Source organism: Halalkalibacter sp. HAAS-P013, from assembly GCF_056619925.1.
Genome location: NZ_JBWQTU010000002.1, coordinates 104,577 through 123,761 on the forward strand (window position 1 = coordinate 104,577; position 19,185 = coordinate 123,761).

Below are 19,185 nucleotides of genomic sequence, written 5' to 3' on the forward strand. Positions count from 1 at the left end.
CTTCGCTCTTTGCTGAGAGTAATACAAAAGGGAAAACCTGCCCTTTTACCCTCAATTGTGCGAACATGGTTGCGATGGCTCCGCTCGCCGTGCGCTTTTTGAGAAGATCGCTCAAAAAGCTTAAAACACTACGGCGGCTTCGCTCATCGCTTCGAGTAATAGAAAAAGGGAAGATCGCCCTTTTTCTATTACTCTCCAACCGTGAAGCTTACTTCGCCAAAACCGTCTAGTTTGCCTGTGACAAAGTCACCGTATGATAGGTGATGAGCTCCTGTGATTCCACCTGTTAGAATAACTTGACCTGCTTTTAGCTTTTCTCCTTTACGGTGAAGCATGTTCGCAAGCATTGCTACGGAGTTTGCAGGGTGACCTAATACAGCTGCACCAGCACCTAGGTCTTTGATATCACCATTGATAGATAGAACCGTTCCAATTAGTTCTAGATCCAGCTCTTCCGGTTTACGCACTTTGCTTCCAAAAACGACTTGAGAAGTTGATGCGTTATCAGCAACCACATCTGGTAATGTAAAGTTAAAGTTTTCATAGCGGCTGTCAATGATTTCGAGTGCTGGGCAAACATAGTCTGTCGCAGCCAAAACTTGAGCACCCGATACACCGGGACCTTCAATATCTTTTCCTAGGATAAAAGCTACTTCCGCTTCTACTTTTGGATGAATAAAATCAGCTAATGAAATTTCCCCACCATCTTGGACAATCATATTATCAAAAACATATCCGTAAATCGGTTCCTCTACATTCATTTGTTTCATTTTCGCGCGACTTGTTAAGCCCATTTTTGGACCAACGATGTTATGACCTTGTTCAAGCTTTAGTTTCACTAACTCTTCTTGAATAGTATATGCTTCTTCTACCGTTAAGTTAGGAACTTTATCTGAAGTAATACGAACAACTTCTTTTCTTTGTAATTCAGCATCTAGTAAAAACTTTGCAATTTCTTTATTCGACATGTTACTCATAATATCCCCCCACTACACTTTCAAACTGTTTTGTTTATTTGCAATTTCAGCTGCTACATCGATAATCATATCTTCTTGTCCGCCGACCACTTTTCTCTTTCCTAATTCAATTAAAATATCACGGGAGTCAACTTTAAATTGTTTCGCTGCTCTTTGGGAGTGAAGCAAAAAGCTTGAGTACACCCCAGCATAGCCCATGACAAGACTATCTCTCGTAATCTCTTGTGGTTGAGTTAAAATTGGCGCAACAATGTTTTCAGCCAAATCCATCATTTTATATAAATCTACTCCACTATTTAATCCCATTCTCTCAAGTACAGCTACTAATACTTCTGTTTGTGTATTACCAGCACCTGCTCCTAAGCAACGTACACTACCATCAATTCTTGTTGCTCCTTCTTCAATCGCAGCTAATGTATTCGCCATCGCAAGAGACAAATTGTTATGTGCATGGAATCCTATATTAATCGTTAAGCTTTGACGAAGCGCTCGAATTCGCTCACGTACTTCGTTTGGAAGTAACGCTCCCGCTGAGTCTACAACGTAAACTGTATCTGCCCCGTAGCTTTCCATTAACTTCGCTTGTTCAACAAGCTTGTCGACAGGAGCCATGTGTGACATCATCAGGAAACCGACCGTTTCCATTCCTAGCTCTTTTGCTAGATTAATATGCTGCGGAGATACATCCGCTTCAGTAACATGTGTAGCAATACGTGCCATTTTAGCACCAAGCTCGGCTGCTTGTTTCAACTCATTCATCGTTCCAATTCCTGGAATCAAAAGAACAGCCACTTTTGTTTGGTCACAAACAGACACAGCAGCTTCTATTAATTTCATTTCATCTGTTAAAGAACGCCCGTATTGCTCTGATGATCCAGCTAAACCATCACCATGAGCTACTTCAATGTATGGAACACCTGCATCATTTAATGCACGAGCCACTTCTGTTACTTGTTCGACTGTATATTGATGACCAATTGCATGACTTCCATCACGCAAGGCAACTTCTGTAAGTAAAATATCTCGATTATCGCTCATTTTATCCATCCCTTTCTATGGCAAGTTCAATTTTAGATGATTGCAGAGTTTAGCTTGTTTTTTGCAAGTTCTTCTGCGACCTTCACTGATGCAGCTGTCATAATGTCTAAGTTTCCAGAATAAGAAGGTAAGTAATCACCTGCTCCTTCTACTTCTATGAAAATCGTGACACGGTTTCCATCAAAGATAGGTTCTGTTCTCAAACGGTATCCAGGTACATACGATTGAACGCTCTCAGCCATATCTTGGATTGACTTAGTAATTGCGGCTTCATCCATTTTCCCAGGTTCCACAACAGCATAAACAGTGTCTCTCATTAAAATAGGAGGCTCAGCTGGGTTTAGAATAATGATTGCCTTCCCTTTTTTCGCTCCACCAATTTCTTCAATTCCACGCTTTGTTGTTTGCGTGAACTCATCAATATTTGCTCTCGTACCAGGGCCCGCACTCTTACTTGAAATCGTTGCGACAATTTCTGAATACTCAACCGGTGCTACTCGGTTCACTGCATGAACCATCGGAATCGTCGCCTGACCACCACATGTAATTAAATTGATATTTGGTACATCTAGATTTGAATCTAGATTTACAGGTGGCACAACAAATGGTCCTCTTGCTGCAGGAGTTAAATCAAGAACTTGTTTGCCTGCTTCTTTTAACAATTTCGCATGACGGACATGAGCTTTTGCTGATGTCGCATCAAAGAAAATATCTGCTAATTCACTATTATTTTCCAAAAATTCTTCAAGACCATTAGTGAACGTTTGATAGCCTCTTTCTTTTGCACGCTTTACTCCATCAGAATGTGGGTCAATCCCAATAAGTGACGTCAATTCTAGCGTCTTGGATCTTTCAATCTTCAACATTAAATCTGTACCGATATTACCTGTTCCTATAATCGCTACTTTAATTTTATCCATGTGAATCTCCTTCCGAATATTATTTATGATGAAAAACGAACTGAAACCTCACCAAGATGAGCAATTTTTGCAGTAAATACATCTCCAGGCTCTGCATCAACTGCTGCTGAAAGAGCGCCTGATAAAATGACTTCTCCTGCTTTCAACGTAATATCAAACTCGCTTAATTTGTTTGCTAGCCATGCAACGCAGTTAGCTGGATGCCCCATTACCGCTGCCCCTACTCCAGTGTTGACAATCTCACCATTCTTCAATAGGACCATTCCAACTTGAGAAAGATCGACTTTATCGACACTTACTGGTTTACCACCTAATACGTAATGACTGCTTGATGCGTTATCAGCAATCGTATCTGGCAATTTAATTTTCCAGTCTTTTACTCGGCTATCAACAATCTCTAATGACGGCAATAAATAATCGGTTGCTTGAATCACATCTAATGCTGTTACATTAGGTCCTTTTAAATCTTTCTTAAGTACAAAGGCAACTTCTCCTTCTACTTTTGGTTGCATGACTTCGTTATAAGAAAGCTCTGTTCCATTTTCAACAACCATTCCATCTAGTAAATGTCCATAATCCGGTTCATCAACACCTAATAATTTTTGCATCGCAACAGATGTTAGGCCGATTTTTTTTCCAACAATCGTCTGTCCTTGTGCAACCTTCTGATTAATAATTTCTAATTGAACAGCATATGCATCTTGAACTGTAAACGAAGGGCTTTGGTCTGTTAATGCAACCGTACCCACTCGGTCTTTTTCTGCTTGTAAGAGCTGATTTGCAAACGATTCTGGTGTGCTCATCGTTTTCCCTCCTTATATATATATATGAAAAAAGGGGATGGAGCTCTGGAGTATGCTCCTTTGCTCCACTCCTTATTAAATTAAAGCTTAATGCAAATATTTTTTAGTTCACTGTAGAATTCAAAGCTGTGCATTCCGCCTTCACGTCCAATTCCACTTTGCTTCAATCCTCCGAACGGAGTCCGCAAGTCACGTAAGAACCACGTGTTAACCCAGATAATTCCCGCTTCTACTTCGTTTGCTACTCGGTGAGCACGACGAAGGTCATTCGTCCAAATGGAAGCACTTAATCCATAGTGAGAGTCATTTACTTGAGCAATCACTTCATCTTCTAGATCAAATGGAATGACTGTAACAACTGGTCCGAAGATTTCTTCGCGAACACAACGCGCATTGCGATCAAGATCAGTAATGATTGTCGGCTCAATATAGTACCCTTTTTCAAAGCCTTCTGGACGGCCACCACCTGTGCGGATTGTGCCCCCTTCTTCTCTAGCTAGTTCAAGGTAACCAAGTACACGCTCGTAGTGCTCTTTCCCGATCATTGCACCAATCTTTGTTTTCTCATCAAATGGATCTCCAACAACTAACTCCTTCGTTTTTGCAACGAACTTTTCAACGAACTCATCATAAGCTGCACGCTCAACATAAATTCGTGATCCGCACAAACAAACTTCCCCTTGATTGATAAAACTTGATTTAATGGTTGTTTCTAATACTTCATCTAGATCAGAATCAGCAAAGATGATGTTCGGGTTCTTTCCACCTAACTCATAGGAAAGTTTCTTAAGCGAATTGGCAGCTGCTTTCATAATCGCTGTTCCTGTTGATGTTTCACCTGTGAATGTAATGGCATCTACATCTGGGTGCTCTGTAAGTGCTGCACCGGCTGAGTCAGGACCAAATCCGTGCACGACATTCACAACGCCGTCTGGTACTCCTGCTTCTTTACAAATCTCAGCGAGTACCGTTGCTGTCATTGGCGTCCATTCAGCAGGCTTCATAACCGCTGTATTTCCAGCTGCTAAACAAGGTGCTAACTTCCAAGTCAAGAGAAGCATTGGTAGATTCCAAGGGTTGATTAACCCAACAACTCCCACTGGTTTACGTACAGCATAGTTAATCGCTACATCATCGTGCTGATACGCTTCTGTTCCCATTGTTGTCATATAATCAGCAAAGAAGTGGAAATTGTATGCAGCTCTTGGAATATCAATTGTGCTTGATAACCAGATCGGCTTACCTGTATCTAGTGATTCTAATCGAGCAAGCTCATCTTTTCTTTCTAAAATTAAATCACCAATTTTCCGTAAAATTTTAGAGCGCTCTACAAGAGGCATCGTCTTCCAGCGACCGTTTAGTGCTCTTTTGGCCGCTGCTACAGCTAAGTCAATTTCCTCCTTGCCACCTTCAGCAACTGAACCAAGTACCTCTTCATTAGCTGGATTCGTGTTAATGAATATTTTATTATTTTCAGAATCCCTGTATTGCCCATTAATAAAATGTCTACAATCAATCCCTGTCGCAGTAGTAACCGTTTTCATTATAAATTCCCCCATTCTGAAAATTGAAATTGTAATCTGTTCTTACGTATAGAATAATCAATATTTGTACCTCATAAAAGACCATTGTTCCTCTATGAGCAACAATTAAAAACTTTTTTAAATAATTTTTTGATTATTCATTTTTCTCAATTATTATGATATAGTGAATTCAACTTCTATAAAAGAACATTGTTCCTCTATACACAACAGAATAGGAGGTTTTTTATGTGCCAACCGAAAAGAAAAAGGATTACACATTATCATCAGTGAAAAATGCACTCCGTATTTTAAGAAGGTTTTCTATGGAAGAGTCAGAGTTAAAGATTACTGATCTAGCGAAAGACCTAGATTTAGGAAAAAGTACAGTAAGTCGGTTAATGTCTACACTGGCTAGTGAAGGATTCGTAGAAAAGAACCCGGAAAACCAGCGGTATCGTCTAGGATTATCGATCCTTTCTCTTGCAAGTGTGTGTACATCAAACTTTGAAATTCATAAGGAAGCGATGCCTGTTTTGCATCAGTTAGTTGAAAAAACTGGTGAAACGGCCCACTTAGCTATCCTTGATGGACTAGATGTTATTTACCTACACAAGGTAGAGAGCAAACACCATGTCAGAGCATTTACGCATATTGGTAAAAGAAACCCGGCTTATGCAACTAGTTCAGGTAAAGTCCTGCTCGCTTATAACGAGGAGCACTATGTTGAAAGAACTATTGCTAGGGGCTTTGAACACTTCACAGACAATACCATTACAGACCGAGATCAATTATATCAAGCCCTTAAAGAAATTCGCACAAAAGGCTATGCCTTAAGTATTGAAGAAATCTTTGAAGGTGTTGTATCAATTGCCTCCCCTGTGAGAGATTATACAGGTCAGGTTATTGCATCCGTCAACATCGTTGGCCCAATGCAAAGACTTACAGAACGCTCCATTCCGATCCATACAAAAAAAGTAATTGAAGCAGGTAAACAAATTTCAGCAAGGTTAGGGTACCGAGCATTCTAGTATAACTAAACTGAACCTAGACTATAAAATCTGTTTAATTGTCAGGTGAACTGAAAGCGATTCCAATTAACTCATAATTAAAAAGGAGCTGACAGATATGCATGATTTTCATACTCATTTTATCCCTAAAGAAGTAATGACATGGATTAATGACAACAAAGAACAAGTAAACGCTAGTTGGATTAAAAAAAGCCCCGACAAAGAAGATTTTCTTTCAATCAATAACAAATGGGCGTTTGAGTTAAAAAAAGAATTCATAGATGCCAACATGTTTCTAACTGAAAAGGAAAGAGTTGGTGTAACACATGCCATCGTTTCACCGATTCCCCAACTATTTTTATATGACTTCCCTTCTGAGATTACAAGTGAACTAGCAACGGTTTACAACCAATCTCTAGCTAAGTGGAGCCACTCAAACAGCCAGCAACTCTCTGCCTTAGGAACAGTATCGCTAAATCAGCCTGAACTAGCTGCTCGTGATTTACGAGATGCAATGGATGCAGGGTTAAAAGGAGTGATTATTGGACCAGGACTCGATGGCAAGTTACTATCAGACCCTTCTTTCATTCCATTCTGGGAAGAAGCAAATAAACAAAAAGCCATCGTCTTCATTCATCCTTTGTTATGTGAAGACCCACGTTTAAAGCAGAGAATGATGCCAAATTTGATTGGTGTGCCTTGGGAGACAACAGTCTCGGCTACTGATATTCTACTAAGCGGTATGCTAGATACGTATAATGAAGCAAGAATTCTATTAGCACACGGAGGCGGATTTCTCCCTTATCAAATTGGCAGAATGAACAAAGGGAATGAGATGTGGCCACTTGTTTCAAAGGCCTTACAAAAAGAACCGACCGAATACTTAAAAGATTTTTGGTATGACACGGTCTTATGGAATCAAAACACATTAGAATTCTTAGCTAAATCTGTAGGTGAAGAACGTATTGTTCCTGGTTCTGATTATCCATTCGACCTCTGTGCATGGCCTCCTTCTATTGATTTTTCAAAAGGTTCTCATTCTCTATTACAAGGAAAATAATATGGTTAGTAGGGGTTTCTAAAAAGGTCTGTTTTTGACCTTTTTAGAAACCCCCGAAGCAATGAGCGAAGTCGCTACATCTTTTAAAAGCCTTGAGAGGAGTGGGTTTCTCCTCTCAAGGCGCGTAGCGAACGGAGCCATTGCCTCCTCTGTTCCGGATTTTTTTGGACAGCCTCTTAGACATTTTATACTTGTAATGCCTTTGCACTTTCCCATTCTAAAGGCAAGCCAACATAGTTTTCAGATAAGCTTGTTAACGCAGCACGGGAGGAAGTTACATAGTCTAACTCACTAATTTGAATCCCTCTCTCAAATGACGTATGACTAAAATCACGATGAAGCATCGTTGTCATCCACCAAGAGAACCTTTGTGCTTTCCAAATGCGACGTAAAGCGATCTCTGAATAACTTTCTAGCAGATCATTTCTCCCTGATTTAAAGAACATTTCAATTCCCTTGCTAAGAACTTGAACATCAGACATCGCCAAATTCAAGCCTTTTGCTCCAGTAGGTGGTACAATATGTGCTGCATCTCCCGCAATAAATAATCGACCGTGCTGCATAGGTTCACACACAAAACTTCGCATAGATACAATATTTTTTTGAATAATTGGTCCGTCTGGTAACGTCCATCCATCTGTTTCCACTCGTGCTTTTAGTTCAGTCCATATACGGTCATCTGACCAATTTGCAATATCGTCATTCGGATCTACTTGAATATAATGACGTTGAATTTCAGGTGTTCGCTGACTAATAAGTGCAAACCCTCTTTCATGATTAGAATAGATTAATTCCGGGTTTGCAATTGGGGTTTCTGCAAGAATTCCTAGCCAACCAAAAGGATAAATTTTTTGATTTTCCGTACGGTTTGGAATCATTTTACGACTTGGTCCATGGAAACCATCACAACCAGCTATGAAATCACAGACAAGTTCTTCCTCTCCTCCATCGTGTTTAAAACGGATCTTTGGTGCGTTTGTCTCAATATCATGAAGAGTTACATCACTAACGCTAAAGTAAATCTTGCCACCTGCGCCTAATCGTTCCGCTACCAAATCCTTAATTACTTCATGCTGCGGGTACACCATAACACTCTTTCCTTCAGTAAGTTCATGCATATTGACTCGATGTCTAATTCCATTATACTGAAGCTCAATTCCATGATGTGTATGACCTTCACGCATCATCCGCTCTCCTACCCCAGTAGCATTCAAAAGGTCAACCGTTCCTTGCTCAAGCACACCTGCACGAATGGTACCTTCTATGTCCTCCCTTGAACGGTTTTCTAGAATAACAGACTCAATACCTCCAAGGTGTAATAGATGTGAAAGCATTAGACCAGCTGGACCAGCACCAATGATACCTACTTGTGTTCTCATGAAAATACCCCTTTCGTTTTTACAAATAATTATTGAAAACGCTTACCACCCTCAATTAAAATAATAATATGGGAATGTTTAGAATAAAAGACTCTATTTCTTTTATACGAAACATTTAACTTTTTTAGGAGGATTTACTGTATGGAAATGCAAGGAGTTCTAAAATCAGTGTCAAACGGGCTTGCCATTCTACATTTATTCACAATTAAAAAGTCTACCTGGGGAGTCACAGAGATAGCAAATGTTCTCGGCTTAAACAAAAGTACAGTCAGTCGACTTGTAAAAGAGTTAGTAGTGGAAGGTTTCTTGGAAAAAACAGGATCTAAGTACCAGCTAGGTATTTCTGTCCTATGCTTAAGTGGCGTTATTACAACTCATTTAGAAATTTATCGTGAAGCAAAATCTCCTTTACAAGCACTCGTAACTAAAGTAGAAGAAACGGCACATGTTGCAATCCTAGAAGAATCCAACATTACGTACCTACATAAAGTAGAATGTCAGCACCCTGTTCAATTGTTATCTTATATTGGGAAAAACAATCCAGCAACGTGTACTAGTTCAGGAAAACTATTATTAGCTTTTCAGTCTGATACTATTGTGAAAAATGTTATAAATGGTGGCCTTCCTAAATGCGGGCCTACTAGTGTTGTCGATCAAGATTTATTGTTGCATGATTTACAAGTGATCCGTCAGCAAGGTTATTCGATTTGTGTAAATGAATTACATGATGGAGTTGTAAGCATTGCTGCACCTGTCAGAGACTATACTGGGGAAGTCATTGCAGCAGTAAGCATCGTTGGGCCTACTTCGCGTATGAAAGAAGACTCCTTTTCTCTATATGTAGATGAGGTTATCAAAGCAGGTCAGGACATTTCAGCAAAACTAGGGTTCGTTGATTAACCAAGAATCTGTACTTTTGAAAGGAGACCAAAATGAGATATCCAGCCATTAGCAATGAATCTTTTTCTTCCATGCGAAATGCTCTCAGACTATTAAACTTGTTTACAATTGAAGAACCAGAATTAACGTTAAGTGAGATTGCAGAGAAATTACAGATTGCCCATAGTACAGCTCACCGACTCACACTAACGCTCATCCACTCAAATCTTATTGTAAAAGAACCTAATACCAAAACATATCGTCCCGCGTCATCTATTTTATCAATGGGCAATACTTTTTTAAGCAAATACAAATTATGCCAAGTCTCCATACCTATATTAGAAGATTTAACAAAGAAAACAGGAGAAACAGCGCACATTTCGATTTTAAAAGGGACAAAAGTTGTTTACCTTTATAAAGTTGATAGTTCTCATCCTGTTCATCTTCTATCTCATGCAGGCAGACAAAATCCAATACACTGCACAAGTTCTGGACAGGTAATTCTAGCTTACCAGCCAGAAAATAAAATTCAAGAAGTGATCCAAGCAGGCTTGCCGGAATATACCCCTCAAACAATTACTTCATCGAGAGTATTTTTACAAGCTCTATCTAAGATTCATCAGCAAGGATTTGCGATTAGTAAAGAGGAAATGCACATAGGAGTTTCGTCCATAGCAGCACCAATCTATCATAAAGGACACGTTGTAGCATCTGTTAGCATTGCTGGTCCAACTACAAGAATTAACCAGTTAAAAATTGATTCTATGATTAAATTAGTTAAATTAGCAGCAACAAAGATTACGGAGAGTTCCAATGAAGTTTTGAAGTAAATTCTTAACTCAACGGTCTAGTTTATAAGGTTTACTAGTACTATAATTAAAAAATCCTAGTAAGTATTTCAAAACATTGGGAGCTTCCTACTCAGAAAGAGGTGTACATGAGTAAACGTTCAATTTTTACCTTTCAAGGCCTAGTATTTCTTATTGGCTTAATGCTTGTAGCATTTAATTTACGATCTTCTATAACAGCTGTTGGACCTTTAATCAGTATAATCCGAATAGATACGAATCTCTCAAACAGTGTGATAGGGTTGCTTACAACACTACCTTTACTTGCCTTCGGTGTCTTTTCCATACTTGCACCTAAAATAGGCCGAAAGTGGGGAAATGAAACAACGGTCTTTATTGCTTTATTAATCCTCACGATGGGAATTCTCTTCCGTTCAACGGGGATGGTGTTTGCGTTATTTTCTGGAACAGCTATGCTTGGATTAGGGATTGCGATTTGTAACGTATTAATTCCTGGGATCGTTAAAGGTAGGTTCCCTGAAAAAATGGGTCTTATGACTGGAATTTATACGACGTCTATGGCTTTAATGGCGGCGTTCGCTTCTGGTGTGAGTATTCCTCTTGCTCAAGGGGTTAACCTTGGCTGGGAGAAATCCTTAGCTGTTTGGGCTATCTTAGCAGGAGTCGCCGTTCTTGCTTGGAGTCCCCAGCTTCAAAAACAAAAGAGTCCGGCTCAAGTTTCACAGTCTCCAAACAGTTCCATTTGGGCTTCCAAACTTGCATGGCAAGTAACGTTTTTTATGGGATTTCAATCTTGTATTTTTTACTGTATTATCGCTTGGATTCCTGAAATTCTCGTGAGTCGTGGCATCGATATTCCAACTGCCGGTTGGTTATTAACATTAACCCAAATCGTCGGACTTCCTGCAACTTTACTCGTGCCTATTCTAGCAGGGCGTTTGTCGAATCAAAAAGGGATTGTTTTAGGTATCGCACTCCTATATACGGTTGGCTTTCTCGGAATCTACATTGGCGGTTCTTTAGGTTTGATGTCTGTTTATATGATGTGTTTAGGGGTTGCACAAGGAGCTGGTATTAGTCTTTCATTAAGTTTATTTGGCTTACGTTCTCAAAACGCATATGATGCAGCAAATCTATCAGGAATGGCACAATCAGCTGGTTATTTACTTGCAGCATTAGGACCATTTCTAATGGGAATCTTCTTTGACATCTTCCATTCGTGGTCCCCTGCATTTCTGTTATTTTTTGCAATGATTATTGCGATGGGAATCTTTGGCGTACAAGCAGGACGCGATCAAGTTCTTTTCCAATCGGAACCAGAGAAGTTGAGAGCATAAAAGAAAGGGTCTGTTCTTTCCCTCATAGGAAGAACAGACCCTTTACCTTTTATTAAAACGCAAACTGACGATACTTAGTCTGCACCGATACCCACTTTGTTGTCGTAAACTCATCTACAACCCACGGATTTCCAAAACGACCTAACCCACTTGCTTTGTTTCCTCCAAACGGAATATGCGGCGCGTCATTGACCGTTTGGTCGTTAATATGAGTCATTCCTGCTTCGACTTGCAGGGCAAGCTCTTCTCCACGCTCCAAATCACTTGTGAAGATCGCAGAACTTAATCCATGCTCGGTATCATTCGCAAATTCGATCGCTTGTTCATCTGATTCCGCTTTAATAATCGTCGCAATTGGGGCAAATAATTCACTTTGCGCTAGTTGACTGGAATTATCAACATTCGTAAATACAAATGGCGTTAGCACATTGCCAATACGTTCCCCTTCTAAGGCAACGGTAGCGCCCTCGCGTTTTGCTTCCTCAATGAAGTTCAGTGCCTTCTCCATTTGTCTATCATTTACTAGAGGTCCAATGACCGTTTTTGGATCACTCGTATCTCCGTACGGGAGTGCTGCCGCTTTTTCTACAAATTTTTGAACGAATTCATCATGCTTATCTTGATGAACGATAATCCGGTTAATGATCATACAAATTTGTCCTTGGTGAATGAACTTCCCAAAAATCGCCGCTTCCACTGCACGATCGACATCGGCATCGGATAAAACGATCATTGGACTATTCCCACCAAGTTCAAGCGCAACCCGCTTTAAGTTTCGACCGGCAATCTCCCCAATATGACGACCTACTGCTGTCGAACCCGTGAAGCTTACCAATTGATAATTTGGATTCGTCAACATGTCATCGCCAATTTCTTCGACATCTGTTTGAATCACATTTAAGACACCTTTAGGAAGGCCTGCTTCTTCAAATGCTTTCGCTAAAATCGCACCACCACTTAATCCAACCTGGATATCTGGCTTATGAACAACGCTGTTTCCTAACGCAATCGCAGGAGCGATCGTTCTCATTGATAGATTCATAGGGAAGTTAAACGGCGAGATAGACGCAATCACCCCTAATGGTACACGGTGAATGTGATTTAATTTTCCTTCCACATGCCCAGGTACTTCTCGTACTTGGTTCACCTCGTCGGCATATTTAATCGCTTCTTCTAAAAATTCAAGTGTTAAATGTAATTCGACGTTAGCTTTTAACACACTTCCGCCTGTTTCACGGCCAATGACATTTACAATTTCATCACGGTTGGCCTTCAAGTAGTCAGAAGCCTTATGTAAGACTTCTCTGCGCTTGTCCACTGTGCTTTTCGCCCATTGTTTTTGCGCAGCTTTAGCAATTTCAAATGCTTCTTCTACTTGCTTAGATGTAGCTAATTTAATAGAAGTGATTAGAGAGCCATCGTAAGGATTTGTAATATCATACGAACGTTCACTGCCTCCATCTACCCACTCACCATTAATGAAACTCTTGTTTAACTGTTCATAGTTTTGCATTCATAACACTCCTCTTTGCTAATATTTTTGGTTGTAAATTATAACCTAGATGTATTAACCTCCGCCTCGCATGAAATTAGGCAAGGTCATAACAATTTCAGGGAAAATAACTAGTAAAATTGTGAATAGAATCATAGTCAGTAGCATTGGTGTAACCCCTCTAAATATCGTTTGTATCGGGATATCTTTTGCAACCCCATTTATGACATAAACACTTATTCCAAGAGGCGGAGTGATAACCCCCATGTTGAACACCATAACCATAATAATCCCAAACCAAATTCCATCAAATCCAAGTTGAATAATAAGTGGATAAACAATTGGAAGTGTTAGTACTAGGATTGCTATTCCTTCCAAAAACAAGCCTAATAAGAAATAGATAATTAGGATGATAGCCACAATGACAAATGGTGATACATCTAAACCGATCACCATCGATGTGACCGCAGTAGGAACTCGACTCATTGCCAAAAACTGACCAAATAAAGTAGCTCCAATTAAAATAATAAAAATCATCGATGTTAAACGGATCGTCTCCTCTAATGAAGCGAAAAACCCTTTCCATCCTAATCGTTTCGTCAAAACAGAAAACAACAATGCACCTAGTGCCCCTACTCCCCCTGCTTCAGTCGGTGTAAAAAAACCAAAATAAATCCCACCAATACTGAGCAAGAAGATTAAACCAAATGGCCAAATTTTGCTTAGTGATTTCATTCGATCTTGAAACGATGACGGACTTTGTTGATTAGGCGCAAGTGATGGCTTTCTTCTCACTTGAATATATACAGTTAACATAAAGAGAAACGCTAGTAAGATACCTGGAACAAGACCAGCGATTAACAACGCCCCTACAGGTTCCATGGTTAATACCCCGTACAGAATTAAAATGACACTTGGAGGAATCAACACGCCTAGAGTTCCACCTGCAGCCACACAAGAAGAAGATAAACCAGGATGATATTTGTAAACTTTCATTTCTGGTAAAGCAACCTTTGCTAACGTTGCTGTCGTAGCATTGACCGATCCCGAAATGGAAGAAAAGATCGCAGATGCACCAATCGTTGCCATTCCAATACCTCCGCGAACGTGTCCAACCCAGTGATCAACAGCTTTAAACAAGTCTTTTGCTAATCCACTATAAGAAAGAAACATCCCCATTAAAATAAACATTGGCATAACACTTAAGCTATATTTACTTGCTGTTCCAAAGGCACTCATTCCTAGCTGTGCCAAGGCAACATTTGTACCCGATAAATACATATATCCCGTAAAGCCAACTAATAGGAGAGCAATCCCAACTTGAACACGAAGTAATATTAGAACAAATAAAGCTATAATCCCTAAAATCCCTACTACTTCAGGACTCATTTGGATGCACCACCTTTCGTATCGCTTTAAAGAAATCAACGAGTACTGTTAAGGCATAAAACAAAATTCCTACAGCACATACAAGAACAAAAATACTAACAGGTAGCTTCAAATCTCCTGTGACACTATTTGAAACTTGGTTGGCATACAAAACCGTTTGCCTAGCCATTAATCCTAATAAAATCATCATGATTAAATACGTAATCACATCAAACACGGCCTGAGCTCTAACTGGCAATTTATCAATAAGAACGCCTACTGAAATATGACCCTTTTTCTGTTGTGTGTACCCTAAGCTAAGAAAAACAATTAACGCTAGCCATAAATAGGTTAACTCATACGTGCCTGTAACAGGGCGCCATAAAAAGCGTCCTGTTACATCACTAAACGTTAAAACCATCATTAAAAATAAAAGGGTTGCCGAAACTTTAGATGAAATGTTATTTAAAAACCCTACAAACTTCTCGAAATTCGTTAAGAATCTCATAAACATATGCTATTCTCCTAGATCGCGTAGGCGAACGGCTTCCTCATAGATTTCTGTTCCCGGCAAACCCTCTGCATCTATTTCATTCACCCATTTTTCATATAGGTGTTCTAATGGAGTTTGCCAACTAGAGAGTTCTCCTTCAGGAATTTCATAAATTTCAATCCCTGCTTGATTAGCAGATTCCCATCCACCATCAGCATCTACGTTATAGAGCTCTGCAGCTTTGTTCGCCATATTTTCTCCAATAATTTCTTCTATCATAGCTTGATCTTCATCTGAAATCTTTGACCAAGTAGCTGGGTTGATGACAACAAAGATACTACTTGTATAGAAATTCCCTTTCGTAATATAGTTCGTTACATCAGCAAGTTGGAAGTTAGTAATAACCGAAGCTGGAGCGAGTGCACCATCAACTACTCCTCTTTGCATCGCTTCATATACATCTCCCATTGGCATCGAAACTGGGATGGCCCCATATGACTCTAATATTCCATTAGCTGATGGAGATGGTGTTCGTATTCTCAAACCTTGTAGATCTTCAGGAGAATGAATGGGTTTATCTACTGTTAAAATTTGTGCTGGATCATTTTTAAACAACCACCCTACCTTTGTTCCTTCATGCTCCTCTGCGATATTAGGGAACGCTTCATGAAGTCCCCAGAAGATTCTAGTCGCATCTGTTGCATTTTCCCCCATAAATGGCAACTCTGTTACGCCTGTAAGAGGAAATCTTCCTGGAGTATAGCCATGTAGAGACATCGACATATCCGCTACCCCATTAACAACTAGATCATACTGCGCGTTTGCTTCTCCTAAGGCATTGGCTGGATACAATGTTCCTGTCACTCTACCATCCGTTGCCTCTTCCATTTCTGCAATAAATGGTTCAATTAACTCTGTATGCTGCGGGTGAGGTCCTGGCATAAAAGTAGAGATGGTTAAGTTTACTACCTCACCTGATGGAGCAGAACTTTCTGATTCTCCACTTGCTTCCTCGCTTCCTGTTGACTCTGCTCCTCCACAAGCTGCTAATCCAAGAAGCATTGTACTCATAACCCCAGACGATAGAAAACGCTTCCATTTTTGTTGTTTTTTCATGGTTACACCCCTTTAGAAAAATAAATACAATATATTAATTGGTGGAGTATCCTCCACCTTTTTTACGCAACATTTTATTTACCTGTAATACGAACATCTACAACAGCTGATCTACCACCTTTAACCACTTCATAAGCTTTCCGTAAAGCTTCCTTTAGCTCCTTTGGATCTTCTACAGTTTGAGCATAAGCGCCGCCAGCCGCTTCTGCAACATTCGCTAAATCAGAAGATGGTCCAAATTTCGTATAGAACTCATCTGTTTGTTTTGCCAATCCTTCTGGATGAACCCCTAAAGCAGAGAATTTCGGAGCGTTCCATTGCTCATTATTATAGATAACCGTTAAGAATGGAGCATCATACTTTCTAGACATCCAATGAACAGGTGTTGGATTACTAAAGACGAAACACCCGTCCCCACATAAACTAACAACCACTTTATCTGGTGAAGCTAACTTGGCACCAACAGCTGCTCCTCCATTCCAGCCGAGAGAACCACCACCCATTGTAAAATACGTACCTGGTTTCGACCTTGGTAAATGTTTATTCACAGTTGAAAAGTTCGTTATCGTCTCACTCATGACAATCGTATCGTCTTCAATAACTTCCCTAATGCATGATGTTAATAATTCAGGAGTAATTCTCCCTTCCTGACTTGGCTCTTCAAGTAAAGACAATTCCAATTGCTGCTCATGATGAAATTTAGATATTTTCTTAAAACGCTTTGCAATTTTATCCTTGTTTAATTCTACTTGATTCAATAAGGCATTTAGTTGCTGTAATACAACATGTGTGTCAGCTTTAAAGAAACTCTCAGATGGAATGTACCAAAGTGGTGTTTTTTCTTTTAAAGGATCAGTATCTACATAATAAATCTTGCAATCTTCTGCAGGCTTATTGTGTAGAGGGATCCACGGAACATCACTGTCTAGTACAAGAACTAAATCTGCTTTAGCTAACTGTTCATGCTGAACCGGTTCGTTCCACCTATACCCCACATGCAATGGATGATCTGAAGGAAAGTTAAAATAACTCGGAACTGATTCTAAAACTGGGATTGCTAGCCTTTCTGACAAGGTAATTAACTCTTCTACACTTTCATGATTACGCCCTAAGTAAGACGTTACAATTAAAGGATTTTCCGCTTTTATTAATGCATCTACTATCTCTTCAATTTTTTGTGGTGGAATTGCAGATGGTGATAATGGTCCCCATTTTGTCAGGTCAAGTGATACTTCTTCTACTTTTTCTTCCAATACTTCACGTGCGGCTATTAAATACGCTGGTCCTTTTGGATCACTTTGTGCCACTTGCATTGCTCTATGAAGCAATTGTTTTACATTTTTTCCTGTTCGAATTTCATTTGTATATTTTGCATACTCTCTTACTATTCCAGGCTGATCATACACATCTTGAATCCAATGGATGAACTCATTACGACTTCCTAGCATTTCACCATCTTGGGTAGAAGGTGAAGTGCCTGCAAAGATTAATACAGGGATTCTTCCTTTCGCAGTGTTATGTACAGCCCCTCCAAGATTTTGGGTACCACAATCAACATGAACAATGACAACTTGTGGCTTGCCAGTTATTTGTGCATACCCATGCGCTGCACTTAGTGCTACCATTTCATGTTGACAGATAATAACTTCCGGCATCTCCCTGCCTTCTTTTTGAAACCGTGCAAAGCTCTCAAGAAGAGCCGGATGGTCGCTCCCTAAATTAGCAAATATATATGAAACACCTAACTCTTGAAAAGCTTCTAACATTTGGTCTGCAGTCGTGTACATCCTTTTCTCAACAGAAACATTGCTTTTCGCATCTTGTAACTTCACTAATTATTCCCCCCAACAATTAAAAACAAATTTTATACCACATTAAATTCACTAATAAATAAAACGTTTTCATTTCCGGAAATAAATAAATGAAATGTTCTATTTATTTCTAATAGTTGCTTTTTTTATAGTGTAGCACATGATATAGTATATGAATAATATTAATAAAGTCTGTTTTACATACTTTTTTAATATGAATAAGGGGGGAGTATTTAATGGATATCCGTCAACTTCGATACTTCATTACTGTTGTACAAGAAGGACAAATTACACTTGCAGCAAAAAAATTAAACATGGCACAACCACCCTTAAGCCAGCAATTGAAAAATATGGAGATAGAAATCGGAGCAAAGCTTCTCTCTAGAAATGGTAGAAAGCTTGAATTAACAGAAGCTGGACTTCTTCTCTATCAAAAAGGACTTAATTTACTTGAAAATTTTGATGAGACCCTCACTGCTGTCAAAGAAACAGGTGAAGGCTTAAGTGGTACACTATCAATAGGTTGTGTCATGTCATGTATACACTACCTACCTAATCGAGTACGTTTTTTTAATGAAAGCTACCCTAATGTTAAACTAAAAATTTTAGCGGGGGATCCTTATCGATTAACTGATTACATTAATGAGAGAAGCATTGAAGCTGCTATTGTGCGCTCCCCGCTAAATACAGAAAATTATAATACGATTGAATTAGACGTTGACCCATTTGTTTTCATTGCACCAGCAAATTGGAGTCAACTGCCCTCACACTCTAAAATATCGATGAAAGACATTTCCCTTCTTCCCTTAATTGCTTTACATAGAGTTAATGGAGTTGGCGTATACGAGGTTGTCCTAGAAGAATTTAAAAGGCATGGTTTAGAACCCAATTATGTATGCGAATCTCCTGACGCCACCATTCTATTATCTATGGTTAAAGCAGGAATAGGCGGGGTTATGTTACCTAAATCGGTGTTGTTTAATTTCACTAGCGAAAACCTTAGAGTGTTTGAAATAAACGATAGTGCTGCCGAAACGACCACATCGATCATTTGGCAAAAAGAAAGATATTTATCTAAAGCAGCAAGGCGTTTCATTGAATTATATAAGGACGAATATCCATCTCCCCCACGTTAGGACAGAAAGAGAGAGTGCTTTTTAGGAACACCTACAA

General features: G+C 39.5%; 17 protein-coding genes. 6 read left to right on the forward strand and 11 right to left on the reverse strand.

The window, feature by feature from the left end:
- Nucleotides 1-188: 188 nt before the first annotated feature.
- The 5 genes from AC1FXP_RS04410 to AC1FXP_RS04430 all read right to left on the reverse strand — a co-directional run bounded on the left by AC1FXP_RS04410 (nucleotide 189) and on the right by AC1FXP_RS04430 (nucleotide 5,282).
- Nucleotides 189-977 carry a 2-keto-4-pentenoate hydratase gene (locus tag AC1FXP_RS04410; protein ID WP_480058978.1) on the reverse strand — a complete coding sequence of 263 codons (789 nt, stop codon included), beginning with the start codon at nucleotides 975-977 and terminating at the stop codon, nucleotides 189-191.
- Between the two features lie 12 nt (nucleotides 978-989).
- Nucleotides 990-2,015: a 4-hydroxy-2-oxovalerate aldolase gene (gene dmpG, locus AC1FXP_RS04415; RefSeq protein ID WP_480058979.1), complete on the reverse strand. Its 1,026-nt coding sequence runs from the start codon at nucleotides 2,013-2,015 to the stop codon at nucleotides 990-992.
- A gap of 32 nt (nucleotides 2,016-2,047) precedes the next feature.
- Complete coding sequence (locus AC1FXP_RS04420) at nucleotides 2,048-2,935, reverse strand: acetaldehyde dehydrogenase (acetylating) (protein ID WP_480058980.1); 888 nt, start codon at nucleotides 2,933-2,935, stop codon at nucleotides 2,048-2,050.
- Nucleotides 2,936-2,958: 23 nt separating this feature from the next.
- Nucleotides 2,959-3,738, reverse strand: coding sequence for a 2-keto-4-pentenoate hydratase (locus AC1FXP_RS04425; protein WP_480058981.1), 780 nt, complete (start codon nucleotides 3,736-3,738; stop codon nucleotides 2,959-2,961).
- A gap of 80 nt (nucleotides 3,739-3,818) precedes the next feature.
- Complete coding sequence (locus AC1FXP_RS04430) at nucleotides 3,819-5,282, reverse strand: aldehyde dehydrogenase (protein WP_480058982.1); 1,464 nt, start codon at nucleotides 5,280-5,282, stop codon at nucleotides 3,819-3,821.
- Between the two features lie 227 nt (nucleotides 5,283-5,509).
- Here AC1FXP_RS04430 and AC1FXP_RS04435 point away from each other — a divergent pair, with 227 nt between their 5' ends.
- Nucleotides 5,510-6,289 (forward strand): IclR family transcriptional regulator, encoded by a 780-nt coding sequence (locus AC1FXP_RS04435; RefSeq protein WP_332629583.1) that lies wholly within the window; start codon nucleotides 5,510-5,512, stop codon nucleotides 6,287-6,289.
- Between the two features lie 97 nt (nucleotides 6,290-6,386).
- On the forward strand, nucleotides 6,387-7,328 hold the full coding sequence (locus AC1FXP_RS04440; RefSeq protein WP_480058983.1) for an amidohydrolase family protein: 942 nt from the start codon (nucleotides 6,387-6,389) through the stop codon (nucleotides 7,326-7,328).
- Between the two features lie 185 nt (nucleotides 7,329-7,513).
- Here the strand turns inward: AC1FXP_RS04440 and AC1FXP_RS04445 are convergent, their stop codons facing one another.
- Complete coding sequence (locus tag AC1FXP_RS04445; protein WP_480058984.1) at nucleotides 7,514-8,707, reverse strand: 4-hydroxybenzoate 3-monooxygenase; 1,194 nt, start codon at nucleotides 8,705-8,707, stop codon at nucleotides 7,514-7,516.
- A gap of 141 nt (nucleotides 8,708-8,848) precedes the next feature.
- On the opposite strand from AC1FXP_RS04445, the gene AC1FXP_RS04450 reads away from it, so the two are divergent.
- The 3 genes from AC1FXP_RS04450 to AC1FXP_RS04460 all read left to right on the forward strand — a co-directional run bounded on the left by AC1FXP_RS04450 (nucleotide 8,849) and on the right by AC1FXP_RS04460 (nucleotide 11,732).
- Nucleotides 8,849-9,607 (forward strand): IclR family transcriptional regulator, encoded by a 759-nt coding sequence (locus AC1FXP_RS04450; RefSeq protein WP_480058985.1) that lies wholly within the window; start codon nucleotides 8,849-8,851, stop codon nucleotides 9,605-9,607.
- Between the two features lie 32 nt (nucleotides 9,608-9,639).
- The gene (locus AC1FXP_RS04455; protein ID WP_480058986.1) at nucleotides 9,640-10,416 is read left to right on the forward strand and encodes an IclR family transcriptional regulator; all 777 of its coding nucleotides are present in this window, start codon (nucleotides 9,640-9,642) and stop codon (nucleotides 10,414-10,416) included.
- A 107-nt stretch (nucleotides 10,417-10,523) separates the two neighbouring features.
- Nucleotides 10,524-11,732, forward strand: a complete 1,209-nt coding sequence (locus AC1FXP_RS04460; RefSeq protein WP_480058987.1) for a CynX/NimT family MFS transporter — start codon at nucleotides 10,524-10,526, stop codon at nucleotides 11,730-11,732.
- 52 nt (nucleotides 11,733-11,784) lie between these two features.
- Here AC1FXP_RS04460 and AC1FXP_RS04465 read toward each other — a convergent pair whose 3' ends face one another.
- The 5 genes from AC1FXP_RS04465 to AC1FXP_RS04485 all read right to left on the reverse strand — a co-directional run bounded on the left by AC1FXP_RS04465 (nucleotide 11,785) and on the right by AC1FXP_RS04485 (nucleotide 18,033).
- On the reverse strand, nucleotides 11,785-13,245 hold the full coding sequence (locus AC1FXP_RS04465) for an aldehyde dehydrogenase family protein (RefSeq protein WP_480058988.1): 1,461 nt from the start codon (nucleotides 13,243-13,245) through the stop codon (nucleotides 11,785-11,787).
- A 54-nt stretch (nucleotides 13,246-13,299) separates the two neighbouring features.
- A complete protein-coding gene (locus AC1FXP_RS04470; RefSeq protein WP_480058989.1) occupies nucleotides 13,300-14,613 on the reverse strand; it encodes a TRAP transporter large permease in 1,314 nt (437 codons plus the stop codon).
- Nucleotides 14,603-15,106, reverse strand: coding sequence for a TRAP transporter small permease subunit (locus tag AC1FXP_RS04475; protein WP_480058990.1), 504 nt, complete (start codon nucleotides 15,104-15,106; stop codon nucleotides 14,603-14,605). The genes AC1FXP_RS04470 and AC1FXP_RS04475 overlap by 11 nt, the downstream gene beginning before the upstream one ends.
- Before the next feature lie 3 nt (nucleotides 15,107-15,109).
- Nucleotides 15,110-16,201: a TRAP transporter substrate-binding protein gene (locus AC1FXP_RS04480; protein ID WP_480058991.1), complete on the reverse strand. Its 1,092-nt coding sequence runs from the start codon at nucleotides 16,199-16,201 to the stop codon at nucleotides 15,110-15,112.
- Between the two features lie 74 nt (nucleotides 16,202-16,275).
- Nucleotides 16,276-18,033, reverse strand: coding sequence for a thiamine pyrophosphate-requiring protein (locus AC1FXP_RS04485; protein WP_480058992.1), 1,758 nt, complete (start codon nucleotides 18,031-18,033; stop codon nucleotides 16,276-16,278).
- A 215-nt stretch (nucleotides 18,034-18,248) separates the two neighbouring features.
- Here AC1FXP_RS04485 and AC1FXP_RS04490 point away from each other — a divergent pair, with 215 nt between their 5' ends.
- A complete protein-coding gene (locus AC1FXP_RS04490; protein ID WP_480058993.1) occupies nucleotides 18,249-19,148 on the forward strand; it encodes a LysR family transcriptional regulator in 900 nt (299 codons plus the stop codon).
- The last annotated feature ends 37 nt before the right edge of the window (nucleotides 19,149-19,185 follow it).